We start from the raw sequence: 21,360 nt of genomic DNA on the forward strand, positions 1-21,360 counted from the left end.
AATGGGCTATCGCCCAATTTATCGCGAATTTTCTGAATTTTTATTCTATATATAAACGTTTTATTGTTAAAAACACGAAATATTCCATTCGGATCGCAAAGCAAAAAGGCCAGATAGGTAGAAATGCGATCGGCTTCCCACCCTGATTTAGAGACTGTTGCGATCTCTGGCCTCGGCATTTGGTTTCGGCTGCGAGGGAAGACGTGGCGCGCGCGGTGCGGACCACTGGAAATCCAAAAGCTGCGAGGGCCTTCGCCTCTTCCATCGCTCGGCGATCGGCTGGCCGATGCACGCTCGGCCTCCATGTCTGCCGGGATTGGACGCTTGGGGCTCGGAGAGCGGCGATGGACGTGGGGATGGGAAGCGCGAGGCGGCAAAAGGGCGGGAGATCAACGGCGCGCCGCAGCGCTGCACCGATCCGTGGAACGGGCATCACCCTCCTCCTATTGGGATTCGCGCTGCTCCTCGCCCTCTGGCTCGGGCCGCTCGTTCCACTCTCGGCGGTCTCCTTTTCGGCCCATATGATCCTGCATCTTTCGATCGTCTCCCTCGCCGCGCCTTTGATCGCGCTCGGCATTGCGCTCGCCTGGCCCAATCGGCTGCCGCCGCTGTTCGGCCTCGGCGCGGCGATCGGCGCTTCGCTCTTCGACATGTTCGTCGTCTGGATCTGGCACGCGCCGGTCCTGCATGAGAGCGCCGCCACCACGAGGGCGATCTTTGTTCTCCAACAGCTGAGTTTCCTTGCCGCCGGACTCTTTGTCTGGACGAGCGCCCTGTCCGGCGTGACGCGGCGCGAGCGGGCGATCGGCAGCCTCACGCTGATCGGCACTTTCCTGCATATGACAATGCTGGGCGTCCTTCTCGGCGTCACGCCCCGCCTTCTCTATTCGCCCAGCGTCTGCATCGGCGCCTTCGGCGTCTCGGGGCTCGAAGACCAATGGCTCGGCGGCGTGTTGATGGCGACGGTCGGCGGCCTTCCCTATCTCGTCGCGGCGCTCGTCCTGGCCGGCCTTGCCTTGTCTGAGAACGCAGCCAGCGAGCGGGCCTGAGTCGATTTCCATGAGCGTGGATAGGAGCTTCGCGCCATTGATTGAAGGATTGATTTCATTGGAAATATCTCTCTCAAGACCGGTTAGCCGAGACGAAAAAACCGAGTGAACGAAAGACGCGACTCCTTCCTTTCTCCGGCGAGACGGCAGGCACATCCAAGTGCTGGCCCGATCGCCAACCATGCGAACAGAAGGAGATATTCGATGGCCGATACAGACAAACGCGGCTTCGCCAGCATGGACGAAGACAAGCAGCGCGACATCGCCTCGAAAGGCGGTCAGGCGTCCGGCGGTAGCTTCGAGGAAGGCTCAGAGCGAGCACGCGAAGCCGGCCATAAGGGTGGCGAGGCCTCCAGCGGTAGCTTCGAGAAGGGGTCCGAACGCGCTCGCGAAGCCGGTCACAAAGGCGGCGAAGCCTCCAGTGGCAGCTTCGATCAGGATCGCGAGCGAGCCTCGGAAGCCGGTCGCAAAGGCGGCGAACATTCCCATGGCGGTCAAAGCTGAACGATCATGCGGCACATCGATGGGAGGGACGGGCAACGCCTTGCCCCTCCCCCAAAGCCAATCGCGACGCGCATCTTATGCCCAATATCCCAAAATTGATGGAGTGGACGCGTCGCTCGCACAGAGCACCCTGTTCATCCATGACGGTGGGCATTGGAAGGCCGCGGGCATGGGCGTCTAGCGCGAAAATCGTGCGGTACGAGCCAGCACATCTCATCCAAGGTTTTGATTATTCAAAACAAAGTGGCCGGCAAAGGAACCTTGCCCATCTCCCAGGAAACCATAGGTCGTAACCTATCGCAAACGACCGAACAGGGAGGCGAGTGTTATGAGTTCATCCGCTCAACAGCCGAATATATCTGCCGCAGCTTCGCCCCAATCGAGAGCCTTCGTTCCCTCTTTGGTCAATATCATGAAAAGCGGGCGTGCGCTGATTACGCTCCGGCTCGCCGAAATCGGCCTTCATTCCGGCCAGGATCATCTTCTCGTCGCGCTCGATCCGAACGGGGCGCCACAGCTCGTGTCGCAGCTCGCCGAGGCGACCGGCGTTCGGGCCTCCACCACCTCCAAGATGCTCGATCGACTGGAGCTGAAAGGCCTCGTCACCCGGCGCAGCGACGGACCCGATCGGCGCCACACCATGGTGAGCCTGACACCGGAGGGTATCGCCTTGCGCGCCGAGGTCGAGACCCTTTGGGAGAATGTGGAAGCCTACATCATGCGCGGCTGCGCCGACGGCGAAGAGGAGGATGTCCGCCACGCCGCCTCGCGGCTGGACGCCCTGATGACGGAGCGTCTTCGCCGGCTTCGCTAAGAGAGGCCTCTGTCGCTGGCCTCGGCCGCCGTCAGGCCCGGCCCTCGCTCGGAGCGAGCGCGGCGACGACATCGGCTGGCGTGATGCGACCGACGGCGCTACCGTTCTTGTCGACGACGCTGTGAACGACGCCCTTGCCGAGTTCGCCCATCAGATCGGCCAGATGGTCCTCTAGCCCCACCGTCGGAGAGCCTTCCGGTACGGACCCTTGCGACATGACGTCGGAGGCGCGCAGGACGCCGAGCGGATTCATATGGGCCACGAAATCGGCGACATAGGCATCGGCCGGATTGCGGATGATCTCCGGCGGCGTGCCGCATTGGACGATGCGCCCGCCTTCCATGATCGCGATCCGGTCGCCGAGCTTGAAGGCCTCGTCGAGGTCGTGGCTGACGAAGATGATCGTCCGCTTCAGATTGCGCTGAAGCTCCAGGAGTTCGTCCTGAAGTCGCGAGCGGATGAGCGGGTCGAGGGCCGAAAAGGGCTCGTCCATCAGAAGGATCGGCGCTTCGGTCGCGAAGGCGCGGGCAAGACCCACACGCTGCTGCATGCCGCCGGACAACTCGCCCACCTTGCGGCTCGCCCAATCGGTGAGGCCGACGAGTTCGAGCTGCCTGCGTGCCTTCTCCTCGCGCTCGCTCTTTCCCATGCCGGCCAGTTCGAGCCCCATGGCGACATTTTCCAGAACGTCGCGCCAGGGCAGAAGGCCGAATTGCTGAAACACCATCGAAACCCGTGACAGCCGCATTCGGCGCAAGGTTTTGGCATCGGCATTGGTGACGTCGGTCATGCCGGCCCCGTCATTGACGAGAACCTTGCCGCGGCAGACCGGATTGAGCCCGTTGACGGCGCGCAGAAGCGTCGACTTCCCCGAGCCCGAAAGGCCCATCAGGACGAGGATTTCGCCCTCGCCGACCTCCAGCGAACAATTGTGGACGCCGAGCACTTGGCTGGTCTCGGATTGGATTTCCGCCCGGCTCTTGCCCTCGTCCATCATCGGCAGGGCCGTTTCCGGCTTCTCTCCGAAAACGATATTCACATTGTCGAAGACGACGGCCTTGTTCACGAGCGGGCCCTCCCGATCCTGAGAACGCGGTCGAGCATGATGGCGACGACCACGATGATGAAGCCGCTTTCGAAGCCGAGCGCCGTATTGACCTGATTGAGCGCGCGAACGACCGGAACGCCGAGGCCATCAGCGCCGACGAGAGCCGCCACGACGACCATCGAGAGCGAGAGCATGATCGTCTGGTTAAGTCCGGCCATGATCTGCGGCGTCGCATAGGGCAGCTCGACCTTGACGAGCTTCTGCCATCCGGTGGCGCCGAAGGCCTCCGCCGCTTCCAGAAGCGAAGTCGGCGTCGAGGAAATGCCGAGATGGGTCAGGCGGATCGGAGCGGGCAGGACGAAGATGACGGTCGCAAGCAGCCCCGGCACCATGCCGATACCGAAAAAGACGATCGCCGGAATGAGATAGACGAAGGTGGGCAGGGTCTGCATCAGATCGAGGATCGGCTGCAGCACGGCGTAGAGGCGCGGGCGGTGAGCGGTGGCAATCCCGATGGGCACGCCGATGGCCATGCAGACGAGACAGGCGGAGATGACGAGTGTCAGACTTTCGGTCGTCTCTTCCCAATAGCCCTGATTGAGGATGAACAGGAAGCCGAGCGCGACGAAGAGCGCGACCTTCCAGCTTCTCTGCAGCCAATAGGCGAGCGCGGTCGCCAGGACGACGATGATGAGGGGATTGGGTTCCTGAAGCAGCCAGAGCAGCCAGTCGATCAGCCAGCTGCCCACATCGGCGAGGCCATCGAAAAACCAGCCGCCATGGGTCTGCAGCCAGTCGAATATGTCCTCGGCGGTTCGTCCCACCGGGATCTTGTAGTCTGTCAGGAAGTCCAACCCGTCATCCCCTCTCTCACCGCGAAGCCGCGTCCACACGCAAAGGGCGGATGCGACGTTCTAGAGCATCCGTCGATCGCGCAAGGATCGCTCGATGGCTCCGATTGCCTCGATATGAGGCCGAGAGGCAGAGCGGCTGCCCTGCGTCTCCCGGCGCTCCATTCTAGCGGATGGTTGACCGGCTTGGAGTGGAGCGAACCCGAATTTGGGCCGCTTGCTCGGTCCAAGCCCTTGTAAGCCGCGATCCAAAAAGTCGAACGACTTTTCGGCGTCCGAGCCTTACAGGCCGAGGGATTCCTTGACGGCCGGCAGGCCCGGCTTGCCGTCGACGGTGTTCACGCCGTCGAGCCAGCCTTCCCACTGGTCAGGATTGGCCTTCAGCCAGGCTTCGGTCGCATCGCCCGCCTCTTCGCCCTCGTCGAGGATCTGGCCCATGATCTTGTTCTCCATGTCCAGGGAGAACTTCATGTTGTTCAGAAGCTGACCGACATTCGGGCATTCTTCCACATAGCCCTTGCGGGTGACGGTGTGGACCTGGCCTTCGCCGCCGAAGAAATCCTCGCCGCCCTTCAGATATTGGATGTCGTAATTGGCGTTCATCGGATGCGGCGCCCAGCCGAGGAAGACGATCGGATCCTGGCTCTTATAGGCCCGGCCGACCATAGCGAGCATACCCTGCTCCGAGCTCTCGACCACTTCGAAACCGCCAAGGCCCTCGGCGCCCTTCTCGGCTTCGTCAACGAGGAAAGTGTTCGCCTCGTTGCCCGGCTCGATGCCGTAGATTTTCGAATCGAGCTGGTCCTTGAACTTCGGAAGATCCTCGTAAGTCTTCAGACCCTCGTCATAGAGATACGTCGGAACCGCCAGATTGTACTTGGTGCCGTCGAGATTGACCGCGACGCTCTCGATCTCGCCGGAGTCGAGATAGGGCTGGATCGCCGCCTGCTGGGACGGCATCCAATTGCCGAGGAAAATGTCGACGTCGTCGCTCTCCAGCGAGGCGAAGGTGACGGGAACGGAGAGAACCTTCACGTCCACATCGTAGCCGAGGCCTTCGAGAATGTGGCGGGCGGTCGCCGTCGTCGTCGTGATATCCGTCCAGCCGACATCCGACATGGTCACCGTATTGCAGGCCGCATCCTGAGCAAAGGCGCCGCTGCCGAGCGCCGTCGACAAAGCGAGCGTCATTCCAAGAAGCTTGATGGTCTTCGCGGTCATTGAGTCTGCCTCGTTCTTGCTGAAGGCGCCGGACAAGACGGATTGCCTCCCCCGACGTTTTTTGATTGATCCGTCAATTAAAAGCCATATCATGTCTGATGTAAACAGGGGCAGCCATGCTGCACTGCCCGAATTTGATGCAGAATGAGGGTGCAATGCCGAAGATCGGGATGGAGCCGGTCCGAAAGGACGCGCTGATCCGCGCCGCGATCGCAGAGATCGGCGCGGTCGGTTCGCTCGACGTCACCGTCGGCCGCATCGCCCGTCGCGCCGGGGTTTCGGCCGCCCTCGCCCATCATTATTTCGGCTCGAAGGACCGCATTCTCCTCGCCGCCATGCGCCAGATTCTGGAGGAATTCCGCCTGGATGTGTCGCGCCGCTACAAGAGCGCACCGACAGCGCGCGCAAGGCTTGAGGCGATCCTTTCGGCGAGCTTCGGCCCGGAACAGTTCGACGCGGCGATCGTCTCGGCCTGGCTCGCCTTTTATGTCCAGGCGCAGCGCTCGCCCGAAGCCGGGCGGCTCCTGCGCGTTTATGCGCGGCGTCTCGACAGCAATCTCGTCCATGCTTTGCGCCGCTTGGTGCCGGAACCTGCGGCCCATTCGATCGCCAATGGCACCGCGGCGATGATCGACGGTCTCTATATCCGCGCCGCGCTCGACGGCATGGCGGTCGATCGCCCCACCGCACTCGACCTTGTCGGTCAATATCTCGAAATGCGAATCGAAAAGGAAGCGCTCGCTTGACCGCCCGCCCCAACATCCTGATCCTGATGGTCGATCAGCTCAACGGCACGCTGTTTCCCGATGGGCCGGCCGACTTTCTTCATGCGCCCAATCTGAAGAAACTCGCCGCGCGTTCGACCCGCTTCAAGAACAGCTATACGGGCTCTCCGCTCTGCGCGCCGGGCCGGGCGAGCTTCATGTCGGGCCAGTTGCCGCGCCGCACCCGCGTCTATGACAATGCGGCCGAATTTTCCTCCGATATTCCGACCTATGCCCATCACCTGCGGCGCGCCGGCTATCAGACGACCCTCTCGGGCAAGATGCATTTCGTCGGCCCCGACCAGCTCCATGGCTTCGAGGAGCGGTTGACGACGGATGTCTATCCGGCCGATTTCGGCTGGACGCCCGATTATCGCAAACCCGGCGAGCGGATCGACTGGTGGTATCACAATATGGGCTCGGTGACGGGCGCCGGCATCGGCGAGATCACCAACCAGCTCGAATATGACGACGAGGTCGCCTATGAGGCGGTCCGCAAGGTCTATGATCTCGGCCGGCGCGGCGATGCCCGCCCCTGGATGCTGACGGTCTCCTTCACCCATCCGCACGACCCTTACGTGGCGCGGAAAAAATACTGGGATCTCTACGAGGATTGCGAGCATCTGGAGCCGGTCGTCGGCACGATCCCCTATGAGGATCAGGACAAACATTCCAAGCGCATCTTCGACGCCAATGACTGGCGCAATTTCAATATTACGACGAAGCATATCCGCGATTCGCGCCGGGCCTACTTCGCCAATATCTCCTATCTCGACGACAAGATCGGCGAAATCTTCACCGCGCTCGAAGGCACCGGCCAGGCCGAGGAGACGATCGTCCTCTTCCTCTCCGACCATGGCGACATGCTCGGCGAGCGCGGCCTCTGGTTCAAGATGACCTTCTTCGAGGGCTCCGCGCGGGTGCCTTTGATGATCGCGGCGCCGCAGATGAAACCGGGGCTCGTGACGACGCCGGTCTCGACCATGGATGTGACGCCCACCCTTGCCGATCTCGCCGGGATCGATCTGTCCGCCGTCGCGCCCTGGACCGATGGGGAGACTCTTGTTCCGCTGGCCTCCGGCGGCGAGCGCCAACTACCCGTGCGCATCGAATATGCGGCGGAAGGCTCCAACGCGCCTCTCGTCTCGATCCGCGAGGGCCGCTGGAAATACAATCACTGCGAGCTCGACCCGCCGCAACTCTTCGACATGGAAGCCGACCCGCACGAGCTGACCAATCTCGCAGGCGATCCCGCCCATGCCGAGACCGCCGCCCATTACGCGGCGAAGGTGCGGGACTTCTGGGACATGGCGGCTTTCGATGCCGAGGTGCGCGAGAGCCAGGCCCGGCGCTGGGTTGTCTATGAGGCGCTCAGAAACGGCGCCTATTACCCCTGGGACTTCCAGCCTCTGAAGAAGGCCTCCGAGCGTTACATGCGCAATCACATGGACCTCAACGTCCTAGAAGCCTCCCAGCGCTGGCCGAGGGGAGACTGACCATGCTGACCATTTTTGGACGCGCCGATTCCAACAATGTGCAGGCTGTGATGTGGCTCGTCGGCGAACTCGGGATCACTCACGAGCGTCGGGATATCGGCCAGCGTTTCGGCGGCAATCGCACGCCGGAGTTTCTGGCCATGAATCCGATGGGCCTCGTGCCCGTCATCAAGGATGGCGAGGATGCCCCGATCGCGGAGACCGGCGCGATCCTGCGCTATCTCGCCTCGCGCTTCGGCTTTGACGAGACATTCTGGCCAAGCGCGCCTGCCGCGCGCGCCCAGGTCGATCGCTGGGCCGAATGGGCCAAGGTCGAGGTCGCGGCTGCCTTTCAGGCTCCGATCTTCTATCCGATGGTGATGGTGAAGCCGGAAAACCGCGATGCGGCCGCCGTCGAAAAAGCCTTGCCCCGTCTTAACGCGCGGCTCGACATCGCCGAAGCGCTTCTGTCGGCCCATTCCCATCTTGCGGGCGAGGCCTTCACCCTCGCCGACATCGTCTTCGGCTCGCTTCTCTACCGCTATTTCACGGTGGAGATCGCACGGGCCGACCGCCCTGCCCTTCAACGCTATTACGAGACCCTTTGCGCCCGCCCCGCTTACCGGGAGCATGTCATGGTCTCCTATGAAGCCCTTCGAGGTATCGCATGAGAGCACAACCGGCCGCGAGCCATTTCATCGATGGCGGCTATTTCGAGGATGAGAGCGGAACGCCCTTCGACAGCGTCTATGCCGCAACTGGCGAGACGATCGCCAGGCTTCACGCCGCAACGCCCGCCGTCGTCGACCGAGCGATGATCTCCGCCGCCCGCGCACAAGGCGAATGGGCGACATGGACGCCCGCCGCCCGCGCCCGCGTCCTGCGCAAGGCCGCCGATCTCATGCGCGAGCGCAACGAGGCCTTGTCCAAACTCGAAACCCTCGACACGTCCAAGGCGATCCAAGAGACCCTCGTCGCCGACGCGGCCTCTGGCGCCGATGCGCTCGAATGGTTCGCTTCGATGGCCGCCGCCCTGTCCGGCGAGAGCGTGCCGCTCGGCGGCGACTTCGCCTATACGATCCGCGAGCCGCTCGGGGTCTGCGTCGGGATCGGCGCCTGGAACTATCCGATCCAGATCGCATCCTGGAAGGCCGCGCCCGCGCTCGCCTGCGGCAATGCCATGGTCTTCAAGCCCTCGGAAGTGACGCCGCTCTCGGCTCTCAAGCTCGCCGAGATTGTCATGGAGGCCGGCGCCCCGGCCGGCCTCTTCAACGTCGTCCAAGGATTTGGCGAAGTCGGCGCCGCGCTCGCCACCCATCCGACCACGGCCAAGGTCTCGCTGACCGGTTCGGTCGCGACCGGCGGAAAGGTCTATCAGGCCGCCGCCTCGTCCATGCGTCACGTGACGATGGAGCTCGGCGGCAAGTCGCCCATCGTCGTCTTCGACGATGCGAGCCTCGAAGACGCCATTTCCGGCGCCATGCTCGGCAACTTCTATTCGACCGGCCAGATCTGCTCGAATGGCACGCGGGTCTTTGTCCAGAAAGGTCTGTACGAACCCTTCCTCGACCGGCTCGCCGAGCGCACGGCAAAGATCCGGCTCGGCGATCCGCTCGATCCCGACACCCATCTCGGCCCCCTCGTATCCATGGCCCAGCGGGAGAAGGTTCTCTCCTATATCGAGACGGGCAAACAGGAGGGCGCGCGCCTTGTCTGCGGCGGCAACATTCCGACGCTGCAAGGCATGGAGGCCGGCGCCTTCATCGAGCCGACGGTGTTCGCCGACGTCACCGACGACATGACGATCGCGCGCGAGGAGATTTTCGGCCCGGTCATGTCGGTGCTGCCTTTCGAGACCGAGACGGAAGCGCTTGCCCGCGCCAACGGCACACCCTTCGGCCTGGCGGCCGGCGTCTTCACCAGCGATCTGACCCGCGCCCACCGGGTCGCGGCCGCGCTTCAAGCCGGTATCTGCTGGATCAACACCTACAATCTGACGCCGGTAGAAGCGCCCTTTGGCGGCGTCAAACAGTCCGGCCTCGGCCGCGAGAACGGTCGCGCGGCGATGGAATTCTATTCGCAGACCAAGACCGTGCATGTGGGCATGGGACGGGTGGAGAGCCCCTATTGATCGCTCTTGGAGACAACACCCATGGCTGAAGCCGATTTCGTCATCGTCGGGTCCGGCTCGGCCGGCTCGGCGCTCGCCGCTCGCCTGTCGGAAGATGGCAAGCACTCCGTTCTCGTCCTGGAATATGGCGGGACGGATATGGGCCCGTTCATCCAGATGCCGGCGGCGCTCTCCTATCCGATGAATATGAAGCGCTACGATTGGGGGTTCGCCTCAGAGCCCGAGCCGCATCTGGGCGGGCGTCGCCTCGCCACGCCGCGCGGCAAGGTCGTCGGCGGCTCGTCCTCGATCAACGGCATGGTCTATGTGCGCGGCCATGCACGCGACTTCGACCATTGGGCCGAGACGGGGGCGACGGGCTGGTCCTTTGCCGACGTTCTTCCCTATTTCAAGCGCATGGAGACCTGGCACGACGGCGGTCATGGCGGCGATCCGACCTGGCGCGGCACCGACGGGCCGCTCCATGTGACGCGCGGCCCCCGAAAGAACCCGCTCTTTCACGCCTTCGTCGAGGCCGGGCGCCAGGCCGGCTTCGAGACGACGGGCGACTATAATGGCGAAAAGCAGGAGGGCTTCGGCCCGATGGAGCAGACGGTCTGGAAGGGCCGTCGCTGGTCGACCGCCAACGCCTATCTGAAACCGGCGCTCAAGCGGGACAATGTCGATCTCTATCGCTGCCTCGCAAGACGCGTCGTCATCGAGAACGGCCGGGCGGTCGGCGTCGAGGTGGAGCGCGGCGGCAAGACCGAGATCGTGCGCGCCCGGCGCGAGGTGATCCTCTCCGCCTCCTCGATCAACACGCCGAAAATGCTCATGCTCTCGGGGATCGGCCCGGCCGCCCATCTAGCCGAGCATGGGATCGAAGTCGTCGCCGACCGCCCCGGTGTCGGCGGCAATCTCCAGGACCATCTGGAGGTCTATATCCAGCAGGCCTCGACCCAGCCGATCACCCTTTACAAGCACTGGAACATCTTCGGCAAAGCGCTCGCCGGCGCCGAATGGCTGTTCTTCAAGACCGGGCTCGGCGCCTCCAACCAGTTCGAGAGCGCGGCCTTCGTGCGCTCGCGCCCCGGCGTCGACTATCCCGACATCCAGTATCACTTCCTGCCGATCGCGGTGCGCTATGACGGCAAGGCGGCGGCGGAGGGCCATGGTTTCCAGGCCCATGTGGGACCGATGCGCTCGCCCTCGCGCGGACGCATCTCGCTGCGGAGCGCCGATCCGAACGAGCCGCCCAAGATCGTCTTCAACTATATGTCGACGGAAGAAGACTGGGTCGATTTTCGCCACTGCGTGCGCCTGACCCGAGAGATCCTCGCTCAAAAGGCCTTCGATCCCTTTCGCGGCAAGGAGATCCAGCCGGGCGCCGACATCCAGTCCGACGACGAGATCGACGGCTTCATCCGGGACCATGCCGAGAGCGCCTATCACCCCTGCGGCACGGCGAAGATGGGCCGCGCCTCCGACCCGGATGCCGTCGTGGATCCTGGATGCAAGGTCATCGGCGTCGAGGGGCTTCGCGTCGCTGATTCCTCGATCTTCCCACGCATCACCAACGGCAATCTCAACGCGCCCTCGATCATGGTGGGCGAGAAGGCGGCCGATCACATTCTCGGCCGCCAGCCGCTGGCGCCGGAAAATCTTGAACCCTGGATCAACCCGCGCTGGGAGACCTCGGATCGGTAGGGCCTAAATGTCACAAAAGAAGCGGGTGCCTTGCGATGCGGCGGCCCGTTCATAGGTGGAGCGAACAGACGCCCGGCGAAGTGATCTTCCGCCTGGCCTATCCGCAATCCACCGAAAGCCTACACCGATGAAAGCCATCCGCATCGCAAATCCCGGCGGTCTCGACCGCCTGAACCTCGTCGACATGGACGAGCCCGGCGCGCCGGGTCCCGGCGAAATCCGCGTGCGCATTCATGCCAGCTCCCTCAACTTTCACGACTATGGCGTCGTCTCCGGCAAGATGCCGACCGAGGATGGTCGCATACCCATGTCGGACGGCGCCGGGGTCGTCGAGGCGGTCGGCGACGGTGTCGAGGACTTCGCGATCGGCGACCATGTGGTCTCGTGCTTCTTTCCCCTCTGGCAGGACGGCCCGGCCCGCGTCGCCGATTTCAAGACGACCCCCGGCGACGGCGTCGACGGCTATGCGCGCGAGAGCGTCGTCCGGCCCGCCACCTGGTTCACCCATGCGCCAAAAGGTTGGGACCATGACGAAGCGGCGACCCTGACGACGGCGGGCCTCACCGCCTGGCGCGCGCTCGTCGTCGATGGCGGCATCAAGCCGGGCGACCGGGTTCTGGTTCTTGGCACGGGCGGCGTCTCGATCTTCGCCCTGCAGATGGCCAAAGCCTTCGGCGCATCCGTCGCCGCGACGTCGTCGTCCGACGACAAGCTCGAACGGGTGCGCGAACTCGGGGCGGATTTCACCGTCAATTATAAGAACGAGGCAAATTGGGGCGCGGCCGTGCGTGAATGGACGGGCGGCGACGGTGTCGATCATGTGGTCGAGGTCGGCGGCGCGGCAACGCTCGCCCAATCGATCGAGGCCGGGCGCATCGGCGCCCATCTCGCCCTGATCGGCGTCCTCACCGGCCGCTCCGGCGAAATCCCGACCGCCAAGCTGATGGCCAAGCAGCAGACGCTGCAGGGTCTCATCGTTGGAAGCCACATCATGCAGACCGAGATGATCCGCGCCTTGGAGACGACCGGCATCCGCCCGGTGATCGACAGCCGCTTTGCCCTGGCCGACATCGCCGATGCCTTCCGTCACGAAGAGGCCGGGAAGCATTTCGGCAAGATCGCTCTGACGATCTAATACCAGCGGACATATGAAAGCATCGCTTTCGAATGTCCGCTGGCAGCCCGAGCGGCGTTTGAGCCCTTCGCCGGGCGTGGATTGACCCAACGGGTCAATTCATTCGTCCGGCGGTATAAGATTTCGAGGGCTCGAGGCGGCGGGCTGGTCCTGCCGTCTGGCCGTCAGAACGGGGCGAACCAGCTCAGAGCTTGTCGAGCGGACAGGGCCGCTCCTTCTTGGCGCAGCGGCGGCGATAGACATGTTCGAAACGCGCGCGCTTACCCATTGCCTCGAGCCGTTCGAGCGCGAGACGGAACAGCGCCTTGCGCTCGGGCTTCTTGCGCCGGCGCTTGAAGCTCTTCTTCTCCGCCTTCGTCAGGCCACAGCCGACGCAGGGACCGCCTTCGGGGCGCTTGCAGATTCCGATGCAGGGAGACGGCGCCTTGCGCCAGAGTCCGGCCATCCACGGCTCCAAATTGTTCGAGATCGTTCATCGGCCGATCGCGCAAAACCGCTCAGCGATCGTTCGGACGACCGCCCCTTAAATATCTATGACGGACGGGCTTTGCACGACAAGCGGGGCTCTGTTATAAAGCCAGAGTGTAACAGTCAACTTTAGAACCATTCCAAGGTTCGGAAGGATGTCTCGAGATCATGAGCGCAGTCTCCGCCCTCGTCTCGACCGAGGATGCCGCCGAAAGCGTCGTCATCCCCTTTTCGCGTCACGCTGCCCAGCCCTGCCCGACCTTTGCCCAGCGCCCGGCCGAGCTCGAGCCGGCCGATATGGACCGTTTGAACCGGCTGCGCTGGCTGGCACTGAAGAGCCGTCTCGCCCCCAAGCCCGATGTGGAGCGCGCCTGTTACCTCCTGGCGGGAGACCGCAAACGCGCGATCGAACCCGTGGCGAACGCCTTTTTTCGAGGCCTGCAGGCGCATGGCCTTCGGCCCATCGAACTCTATCGGCCCGGCACGCGTCATCCTTCCGCCGACGAGATTTGGATGTTGCGGCTCATGTTGGCCTATGGCGGCGGCGAGGAGCGGAGCGCGGCGGCCCTCGTGGCCTGGCGAATTCGCCCCGAAGGGCGCCGATGGATGCGCTTTTTGGCGGCGTCCTTGGCCGAATTCATTCAGGACGCCCTTTAATCACCGGATACGAGGCGGGACGGATCGACCGACCCGCCTTTTTCGTAAGGCATGTTGAGCACCGTGATCGGTCGGGCTTTCCCTTCCGGTGCGGGGAAAATTGTCTATTGAACTCCGCTTAGAAGCATTCTAAATAGCGCTTCGAAGCAGTTTGGAATTGTTCTAAACAGGATGTCGGCCCATCGGGTCGCACGACAATCGAAGGAGACGGATCATGGGCCTCGTTGCCGCCAAGATGGAACCGAACGCCAAGGAAGAGATCGTCGAAGGCCTGACCCAGGCGCTCGCCGAGACCGCGATCGTGACGCTCAAGGCGCAGAACTTCCACTGGAACGTGACCGGCATGGCCTTCGGCCCGCTCCATGAGCTCTTCCAGAAGATCTATGAGGATCATTTCGAGGGTCAGGACTTCCTCGCCGAGCGCATCAAGGCGTTCGATGCCCATGCCGAGGGCCGTTACAGCGTCTTCCTGGAGCGCTCCGCAATCGAAGAGCATGACGGCAAGGCCGACGCCAAGACCATGATCGAGATCCTGATGAAAGATCAGGAGACCCTGTCCTCGACTTGCTCGGCCCTTGCCGAGATCGCCGAGCAGCATGGCGACTGGGCGACCAACGACATGGCGACCAACCGCATCGAGACCCACGACAAATTCGCCTGGATGCTGCGCGCCCATCTGAAATAAGACTTCGCCGGTTTCCATCGGTAAAAATGACAGGGACGGTCCTTTGGGCCGTCCTTTTTTGTTGGTCGGCGAACGACTGAAGGCTGGATTTTCTTCTCTGTCGAGGAGTTTCTCTCACGCTCTTGGTGGCTGGCCAAAGAACGGCCCTTTCAAAAAAACCGGCCTCACCGCACAGGACAGGCGATGGCTGCCAGGCGTTTATACCCGCTATGATTGCATCCTGTCCTGGCCGCCGGACCTCTTGCAGCGGCCGGGAGACCAGCGGCACAGCGCGAAGACGACCAGGCAAAGCAGGAGCGGGTGTAGAACACGCCTACAGAGCGACTTCAATTCGCGCATAGGATGCGTTTCATTGCGTTATACATACAACAATCCCCACTTCGGCGCGCGCGAATGATGACAGAATGTTAAGATAAAGCTCCCGCGAGAACCCGAAGAATTGACTGAATTCGAAATGAATGACGAACCGAGAGATGCGGGTTACTGAAAATAGGGACTGGCGTGTGCTACCCATGCGGACTATATTGGCGATCCGTGATCAGTCACGTGTTTGCCGCCTCTTGGGGGAGAGGTCGAGCGCTCGCTAAGCCACGCGGCAGCGCCGCAACTCAGGAAGGTTTGAATGTACGATACGAAAGCCGCTTCCCATATCGACAAGAGTGTGGGAGCAAAGATCAAGCTCGGACGCCTGATGGCGGGTCTGTCTCGCGAGAAGCTAGGCGTGCAGCTCGGCATCAGTTGGCAGCAGATCCAGAAATACGAGTCCGGCGCCAACCGCGTCTCGGCTGGCCGTCTTCACCAGATCGCTCAGATCCTCGGTCGCGAGATTCAGTGGTTCTTCGAAGACGCCGACAACGAGTCCAGCGATGCCGGCCCGACGCCGCGCGATATCGGGATGGCGCGCAAGTTCAACCGCCTGGCCGCCGACCGCAAGCGCGCGCTCGAAGCGCTGATCGACGAGATGCAGCGGCCGTAATTTTCGGCGCTTCATTGATTGCTAGCCGTCCGGCACGCCCCGCCGGACGATAGGCCCGTGATGACATATGTCGGGAGGCCGCGTGTCCCTGCGGCGATCGAAGCGCGTGATCGATTGGGTTGGCCTGGTCCATGGGGCCAGTTGGTATCTTAAAGACCCTGACAGCCGAAACGTCTCGATGACGTTATTGGAGCGCGGTCGACAGGATGCCCTGCAGGTTTGGGTGGGTTCTGGCCGATGCGCCCCGAGGCACCTATTTCGCCATTTGCATATCAGAGCGTCGGTGTGAGCGTCAGCCCGGCATTGCTCTCTAGGCGAAAATTCGGCTCATCACAGTCTGCTCGGCAATAGCATTCCGCGCGGAAGGCAATCCGCGAGAGGCAGGCCTTTCGACGTTCGAACGTCCATCTCGATAATATGCCGCCTCGCACCTGCCATCAGGCGCAACCGTCGCGGGGAGTAACGTCAGTGAAGCACAGCGGCTTAGCTGCGGACGCTCAAAGACGCGCCGCCGCGCGGGGCCAGATGCCGCCCACCCCCGCATGTCCGGTGCTGACGTCTCACCAGCCGCCATTGAACGTGCGGTAGAAGATGTGCTTGCCGATCTTGTCGACCTTTTCCATCGCGCTCGCCCAGCGCGGATGCACATAGGTCGCGTGATAATGGGTAGCGGAGCCGACCTCGTTCAGCCAGATTTCGCCTTTCGTCACCTGCTCGGCAACCCGTTGGGCGCGGGAATAGGAGCCGGCATCGGCGATGCGATCCTTCAGGCCGTCGCAGGCGAAGGAGAATTGGCACCGATTGCGCCAGTTCTGGTTCTGATAGACGACGCCGCAGATCGTGTTCGGGAAGGCCGGATTGCGGACGCGATTGAGGATGACCTGGGCGACCGCGGCCTGGCCCATCGTGTTCTCGCCGCGCGCTTCGAAATAGATGCCCCGCGCCAGGCACGCCTGCTCCTTGCTGGATGAGGCTTCGTCGGGCAGCGGCGTTGCGGCCCAGGCATGGTCGTCGTCGCCGATCGGCGGAATGAAGGCCTGGGGCTGGTCTTTCAGAACCTTCTCGAACAGGGATGCCGCACGATTGGTCTGTCCGCCCTCTTGGCTCGGCGCATAGCCGAGAGCGCTGGTCCCAGCCTCGCTACCGCCGAGAGAGGCGAGCATCAGCCCGTCCTTGGCGTTGACATCGGGCGCCGGAAAGCGCGGTGGACCCTGCAGACGGAAACTGGTGGCGACGAGAACCTCGTCCTGAGGCGTCGGCGCCGGCATGGCGAAGGCGGTGCGAATGCGAGCGGGTCCGCCGGCAACGCGCGAGCCGAGGCCTTCCAGATCGGCGGCCACTTCGCCGACCGAGAAATCCGCGTCGGCCAGATAGCTGTCGCGAACGCTGGCGGCGAAAACGCGAGCACCCTTGCCGGAGCGGCTGATGCGATCTTCCTGGTTCATCAGCGCCAGTTCGTCGGCCAGCGCCTTGCGCACGAGACGACCGGCATTCGACACGTCGACGGAACCAATATGGGTGTTCGCGGCTTTTGTGATCTGAGAGACTGCCGCGGCATTGATCGGCGTATCCATAAGGGCCGCTTGCCAGCCCTCGCCCTCGATGATGCCGCCTTCGAGCGCGGTCACGTCCTGTTGGCCGACGATGGCGGGCAGTGCCGTCATCACAGTCAGAGAAGTGGCAACGAAAATCGCGGTCTTGGACATCAACGAGACACCGCGCGCGATGCTTCGTCCCCCTTCCTTGGCCCCCAAGTTCATTACGCCCCCGTCACTTTTGGATGACACATTAACAGATGTCTTCAAACATCCCCCGTTAACCTTGTTCTTTGGTTAAGAGATCGTGGCGATTTTCAGGATGATCGCTTCTTTTTGCCCGCATAAGGGTTCTGAGGCTTGCGCAGACCTATCCTTATAGGCACGCCCTGTAACCCGAATGCCTCTCTCAGTCCGTTGGTGAGGTAGCGCGTATAGGAAGCGCCAAGCGCGTCAGGACGCGACGTCGAGATCATGAAGGTCGGCGGACGCGTCTTCACCTGAGTCATATATTTGATGTTGACCCGTCGTCCTGCGACGGCCGGCGGCGGATGGTGGGCGGTCACGCGCTCCAGCCATTGATTGAGCCGCGCGGTCGATACGCGGCTGTTCCAGATGCGATGGGTCTCGACCACGGCCTTCATCAGCCGGTCGATGCCCTCCCCCGTCTCACCCGACACGGTCACGGCCTTCAAGCCGCGAACCTGAGGCAGGAGCCGCTCTGTCTTTTCCTTTAGATCGGCAAGCACCGCCTGGCGATCCTCGACGAGATCCCATTTGTTGAAGGCCAGAACCGGCGCGCGCCCCTCGCGCACGATCAGATCGACGATGGACAGGTCCTGCCGCTCGAAAGGCACGGTGACATCGAAGGCGATGACAACGACCTCGGCAAAGCGCAGAGCCCGTAGGGCATCGGCGACGGAGAGCTTTTCGAGCTTTTCCTGAACCCGCGCCTTGCGCCTCAGGCCCGCCGTGTCGAACACCTTGACCTGACGGCCGCGCCATTCCCACTCGACGGAAATGGAATCGCGCGTGATGCCCGCTTCCGGCCCCGTCAACATCCGCTCTTCGCCGAGAAACCGGTTGATCAGCGTCGATTTGCCGGCATTCGGCCGCCCGACGATCGCCATGCGCAGCGGCTTGGTTTCGTCATAGGCCGGGATCGTCTCCTCGGTCTCGTCCTCGACCACGACGTCGGTGACCGCCTCGTCCTCGGCCGGCTCCGGCTCGCGAAAGACTTCGAGACCGAGCGCCTCGACGATCGCATCGCGCAAATCGCCCATGCCTTCGCCATGCTCGGCCGAGACCGCGACGGGCTCGCCGAGGCCGAGGGAATAGGCGTCGAGAAGCCCCGCGTCGGAGCCCCGCGCTTCCGCTTTGTTGGCGACCAGGACGACCTTCGAGGCCGCCTTGCGCACCACCTCGGCAAAGTCGAGATCGGTCGGCGTCAATCCGGCCTTCACGTCGATCATGAAGAGGATGAGATCGGCGGCCGCGATGGCGGTTTCGGTCTGGGCACGCATACGCCCGGCCAACGAGTCCTCGTCGGCGATTTCGAGACCGGCCGTATCGACGATCTCGAATTCGAGATCCAAAAGTCGGGCCTCGCCGGGCCGGCGATCGCGGGTAACGCCCGGCTGGTCATCGACCAGGGCGAGCCGCTGGCCCACCAGCCGGTTGAACAGCGTCGACTTGCCCACATTGGGGCGGCCGATAATGGCGATCGACACCATGGTCGTGATCCTGTTCCGCAAGGCCCTTCCGGGCCTCGCCCTTCAATTCGTTTCTGGGCTCGCCGCAGCCGGCGCCTCGGCACCCGGCTGGTCGCTCGTCGCGGCGCCGGCCGGTGCCGTGCTTCCGCCGGCATTGGCCGGTTCGGCCGCGCTTGCCGGCGCTTCCGTAGCAGCGCCGTCGGATGGTGTCGCCGAGGCTGCCGGAGCGGGCTTTTCGGCCGCAATCAATTCCAGCATCAGTCGGGCCCGCTGGGCAATGCCAGACGGCGCATCGCCGGCATCGACGATGGTCTGGAAGAGATCGGCGGCGGTCTCCGTTTCCCCCGCCTTCCAGGCAGCGAGGCCGATCGCCTCACGCGCGGCATAGCGCAGGGCGTTGTCCTCGCCTGTCAGGCGCTCGGCCCGACCCCTCACATCGGCGAGCGAGCCGGCATCGACGAGAAGATAGGCGGCTCTCAGATCGGCCATGTCGCGCAAGGGCTGCGGCACGCTGGAATCGCCGGCGACATCGCCATAGGAGGCGATCGCCGCTTGCGCATCGCCGCTCGCGGCCTCCGCATTGGCGATGGAGAGGCGGGCGAGTTCGGGATAAGCACCCCAGCCATCGGCCGCCAACTCGCGGAAGGCCGCGATCGCCTCGTCGGTCTTGCCCTCGCGAACGAGATCCTGGGCCGCGAGATAGCGATCGCCTGAGGCGTTCGCCTCGCTCGTCGCATAGCGCTCCCAGCCCACATAGGCGGCCGTTGCCAGAAGGATGAGGACAATCGCGGTGACGATCACGGTGCCGAAGCGGGTCCAGATCGCCTTGATCCGATCCTGGCGCAGCTCCTCGCTCACCTCTCGGAAGAAACTCTCGTCGCTCATCGCCTCGCTCTAATTCGGCATTGCCCGGCCGGACCGCATGGGCGCGGCCTCTTGGATATGCGGGACTTCTAACAAGTTTTTGGCGCGGGGAAAGGGCAAAGCGGGCCGAAGCGCTCGCTTGGGGCCCGAAGAGGCCCTTATCCGACCGGCGAAACGCCGAAGAGATAGCGATGGAGAAAGGCGATGAAGAGGCCGGCCATGATGAGCCCGATGGCGAGCGCTGCGATATCGCCCTTCGCCGAGACTGCGCCCTTGACCGGCAGCGGCCGGGACAAGGCGGATGCGTAGTCGGCGAGCGCCCAGGCGAGAAAGGCGCCGAAGAGAACCACATCGGCCACCATTCCATTCGCCAAGAGATGGCCGAGCGCCCAGAGCGCGACGCCGAGAACCATCGGATGCTTCACCGCCTGCTTGATGTGGCCTGCCGGTGCATAGGCCGCCGCGACGAGGACAAAGGCGATCGGCACGAGAATGAGGGCGAGATGGGAGAGCCCGGCGACCGGCTCGTAAAGAAAGCCATATTCGCCATAAGCCCGCTGATAGCCCATCGAGACGAGGACGATGCCGATCAGGGACAGAACGGAATAGACGCCCTTATAGCTCATCTCGCCGAAGCGTTCGACGAAAGCCGTTCGGCCGCCATCGGCGACGATGCGCACGGAATGGAGACCAAGAAAGAGGATGAGACCGAAGATCAGAAGCGCCATTGCGCATCTCCCATGACGGAGGGCGGAGGGGCCTTTCTGATAGCACGGCACTTTGCCCATGCCGATGACATGCGCTTGCGTGATGTTGCAGCAGGCCGGCGGGCGGGCTGCCCCATCGGGCGAGCCGCATCCTGCGCTTCCCACGCCTTATGTGAAATGTCATGGTGAAGCGCCGCATGGGCCGGAAGCGAGATCCGGCGAGTTCGCCCGATCCGAAAGGGAGCATATGGACAATCACGCAGCGATCGGGGCCGTGGCGCTCTATACGGCGCTCAACATCGTCGTGCTTTACGCCCTTTCCATCCAGACCGGGCGACTGCGCATGCGCCATAAGATCCTGATGGGAGATGGCGGCCACCCTCGGATGATCCGGGTCATGCGCGGTCACGCCAACGCCATCGAAACCATGCCCATGACGCTCATAGCGCTCGCCCTTGCTGCGCTTTTGGGCGCCGCACCGCTGACGATCCATGGCCTCGGACTGGCGCTCACCATCGGCCGGGCGCTTCATGCCATTCATTTCATGGCCGCGGATGCACCCCGCTGGCAGCGAGGGCTCGGCTTCGTCCTCACCGCCATTTCCATGGCGCTTGCCGGGCTCTATGCCGGCATTCTCGGCATCATGGCGCTCTGAGCGCGGAGCAAGAGGCAAGCGAGCCATTCGATGGCATTCACCGGCTCCTGCGACGATCGACAGAGAGAAATGCGCCCCATGATGGATCGAAGCCGACGTCTTCCGCTCGCCTGCCTTGCGGCATTCCTCCTTGCCGGCTGCAACAGCACGTCGGGCCGAGGCGCTCCAGGGTCTGATAGTCCATCGGTGAGCGGTGAGAGTGAAACTGCCTGCCGGGCAGAGGACGCCCTCTTCCTCATCGGCCGCACCGCCGATGACGAGACGGCGCGGAGCGCGAAGGCCGCCACCAGGGCAGATCGCGTGCGGATCGTCGGGCCGGACGACATGGTGACCCAGGATTTCGTCCCCGAGCGGCTCAATCTCTATACCGATCAGTCCGGCCGCATCGTTGAACTGCGCTGCGGCTGACAGTCCGAAGCGCAC

21 protein-coding genes and 1 pseudogene are annotated in these 21,360 nt (G+C 63.2%); 14 read left to right on the top strand and 8 right to left on the bottom strand.

Annotated features, from left to right (window positions below; genetic code table 11):
• The first annotated feature begins 356 nt into the window (after nt 1–356).
• From B9A15_RS11335 to B9A15_RS11345, 3 genes are all read left to right on the top strand, one after another.
• Nucleotides 357–1,049, top strand: a complete 693-nt coding sequence (locus B9A15_RS11335; RefSeq protein WP_084410200.1) for a cytochrome c oxidase assembly protein — start codon at nt 357–359, stop codon at nt 1,047–1,049.
• Between the two features lie 204 nt (nt 1,050–1,253).
• Entirely contained in the window at nt 1,254–1,553 is a 300-nt protein-coding gene (locus B9A15_RS11340; RefSeq protein WP_170923270.1) for a con-10 family general stress protein, read from the top strand.
• Nucleotides 1,554–1,965: 412 nt separating this feature from the next.
• Nucleotides 1,966–2,367, top strand: coding sequence for a MarR family winged helix-turn-helix transcriptional regulator (locus tag B9A15_RS11345; protein ID WP_170923271.1), 402 nt, complete (start codon nt 1,966–1,968; stop codon nt 2,365–2,367).
• A gap of 31 nt (nt 2,368–2,398) precedes the next feature.
• On the opposite strand, the gene choV is transcribed toward B9A15_RS11345, so the two are convergent.
• The 3 genes from choV to choX all read right to left on the bottom strand — a co-directional run bounded on the left by choV (nt 2,399) and on the right by choX (nt 5,487).
• A complete protein-coding gene (gene choV / locus B9A15_RS11350; RefSeq protein WP_084410202.1) occupies nt 2,399–3,433 on the bottom strand; it encodes a choline ABC transporter ATP-binding protein in 1,035 nt (344 codons plus the stop codon).
• On the bottom strand, nt 3,430–4,269 hold the full coding sequence (choW, locus tag B9A15_RS11355; protein ID WP_084410203.1) for a choline ABC transporter permease subunit: 840 nt from the start codon (nt 4,267–4,269) through the stop codon (nt 3,430–3,432). The genes choV and choW overlap by 4 nt, the downstream gene beginning before the upstream one ends.
• A 279-nt stretch (nt 4,270–4,548) precedes the next feature.
• A complete protein-coding gene (gene choX, locus B9A15_RS11360) occupies nt 4,549–5,487 on the bottom strand; it encodes a choline ABC transporter substrate-binding protein (protein WP_084410204.1) in 939 nt (312 codons plus the stop codon).
• Between the two features lie 155 nt (nt 5,488–5,642).
• Between choX and betI the strand changes: the two genes are divergently transcribed.
• The 6 genes from betI (at nt 5,643) to B9A15_RS11390 (ending at nt 12,678) form a co-directional block, all read left to right on the top strand.
• Nucleotides 5,643–6,233, top strand: a complete 591-nt coding sequence (gene betI, locus B9A15_RS11365; protein ID WP_084410205.1) for a transcriptional regulator BetI — start codon at nt 5,643–5,645, stop codon at nt 6,231–6,233.
• Entirely contained in the window at nt 6,230–7,747 is a 1,518-nt protein-coding gene (gene betC, locus B9A15_RS11370; protein WP_084410206.1) for a choline-sulfatase, read from the top strand. Before betI ends, betC begins: the two co-directional genes overlap by 4 nt.
• A 2-nt stretch (nt 7,748–7,749) precedes the next feature.
• Nucleotides 7,750–8,397, top strand: coding sequence for a glutathione S-transferase family protein (locus B9A15_RS11375; RefSeq protein ID WP_084410207.1), 648 nt, complete (start codon nt 7,750–7,752; stop codon nt 8,395–8,397).
• Nucleotides 8,394–9,857: a betaine-aldehyde dehydrogenase gene (betB, locus tag B9A15_RS11380; RefSeq protein WP_084410208.1), complete on the top strand. Its 1,464-nt coding sequence runs from the start codon at nt 8,394–8,396 to the stop codon at nt 9,855–9,857. Before B9A15_RS11375 ends, betB begins: the two co-directional genes overlap by 4 nt.
• Before the next feature lie 21 nt (nt 9,858–9,878).
• Entirely contained in the window at nt 9,879–11,543 is a 1,665-nt protein-coding gene (gene betA / locus B9A15_RS11385; RefSeq protein ID WP_084410209.1) for a choline dehydrogenase, read from the top strand.
• Between the two features lie 127 nt (nt 11,544–11,670).
• On the top strand, nt 11,671–12,678 hold the full coding sequence (locus B9A15_RS11390) for a zinc-dependent alcohol dehydrogenase family protein (RefSeq protein WP_084410210.1): 1,008 nt from the start codon (nt 11,671–11,673) through the stop codon (nt 12,676–12,678).
• Nucleotides 12,679–12,862: 184 nt separating this feature from the next.
• Here the strand turns inward: B9A15_RS11390 and B9A15_RS11395 are convergent, their stop codons facing one another.
• The gene (locus tag B9A15_RS11395) at nt 12,863–13,123 is read right to left on the bottom strand and encodes a DUF1289 domain-containing protein (RefSeq protein ID WP_084410211.1); all 261 of its coding nucleotides are present in this window, start codon (nt 13,121–13,123) and stop codon (nt 12,863–12,865) included.
• Nucleotides 13,124–13,314: 191 nt separating this feature from the next.
• On the opposite strand from B9A15_RS11395, the gene B9A15_RS11400 reads away from it, so the two are divergent.
• The 3 genes from B9A15_RS11400 to B9A15_RS11410 all read left to right on the top strand — a co-directional run bounded on the left by B9A15_RS11400 (nt 13,315) and on the right by B9A15_RS11410 (nt 15,464).
• Nucleotides 13,315–13,803 carry a hypothetical protein gene (locus B9A15_RS11400; RefSeq protein ID WP_084410212.1) on the top strand — a complete coding sequence of 163 codons (489 nt, stop codon included), beginning with the start codon at nt 13,315–13,317 and terminating at the stop codon, nt 13,801–13,803.
• A 214-nt stretch (nt 13,804–14,017) separates the two neighbouring features.
• A complete protein-coding gene (locus B9A15_RS11405; protein ID WP_084410213.1) occupies nt 14,018–14,488 on the top strand; it encodes a Dps family protein in 471 nt (156 codons plus the stop codon).
• Between the two features lie 622 nt (nt 14,489–15,110).
• A complete protein-coding gene (locus B9A15_RS11410) occupies nt 15,111–15,464 on the top strand; it encodes a helix-turn-helix domain-containing protein (protein WP_084410214.1) in 354 nt (117 codons plus the stop codon).
• 560 nt (nt 15,465–16,024) lie between these two features.
• Here the strand turns inward: B9A15_RS11410 and B9A15_RS11415 are convergent.
• The 4 genes and pseudogenes from B9A15_RS11415 to B9A15_RS11430 all read right to left on the bottom strand — a co-directional run bounded on the left by B9A15_RS11415 (nt 16,025) and on the right by B9A15_RS11430 (nt 20,303).
• Nucleotides 16,025–17,170 carry a cell wall hydrolase gene (locus B9A15_RS11415; RefSeq protein ID WP_139798349.1) on the bottom strand — a complete coding sequence of 382 codons (1,146 nt, stop codon included), beginning with the start codon at nt 17,168–17,170 and terminating at the stop codon, nt 16,025–16,027.
• A gap of 146 nt (nt 17,171–17,316) precedes the next feature.
• A complete protein-coding gene (der, locus tag B9A15_RS11420; protein WP_084410216.1) occupies nt 17,317–18,732 on the bottom strand; it encodes a ribosome biogenesis GTPase Der in 1,416 nt (471 codons plus the stop codon).
• Nucleotides 18,733–18,954: 222 nt separating this feature from the next.
• A pseudogene (locus B9A15_RS11425) lies at nt 18,955–19,596 on the bottom strand (tetratricopeptide repeat protein); the annotation flags it as partial.
• A 137-nt stretch (nt 19,597–19,733) separates the two neighbouring features.
• Nucleotides 19,734–20,303, bottom strand: coding sequence for an NnrU family protein (locus B9A15_RS11430; RefSeq protein WP_084410218.1), 570 nt, complete (start codon nt 20,301–20,303; stop codon nt 19,734–19,736).
• Between the two features lie 226 nt (nt 20,304–20,529).
• Here B9A15_RS11430 and B9A15_RS11435 point away from each other — a divergent pair, with 226 nt between their 5' ends.
• Nucleotides 20,530–20,937, top strand: coding sequence for an MAPEG family protein (locus tag B9A15_RS11435; RefSeq protein ID WP_084410219.1), 408 nt, complete (start codon nt 20,530–20,532; stop codon nt 20,935–20,937).
• 78 nt (nt 20,938–21,015) lie between these two features.
• Nucleotides 21,016–21,345 carry an I78 family peptidase inhibitor gene (locus tag B9A15_RS11440; protein WP_170923272.1) on the top strand — a complete coding sequence of 110 codons (330 nt, stop codon included), beginning with the start codon at nt 21,016–21,018 and terminating at the stop codon, nt 21,343–21,345.
• The last annotated feature ends 15 nt before the right edge of the window (nt 21,346–21,360 follow it).

The organism is Fulvimarina manganoxydans, from assembly GCF_900176465.1.
Taxonomy (GTDB): Bacteria; Pseudomonadota; Alphaproteobacteria; order Rhizobiales; family Rhizobiaceae; genus Fulvimarina; species Fulvimarina manganoxydans.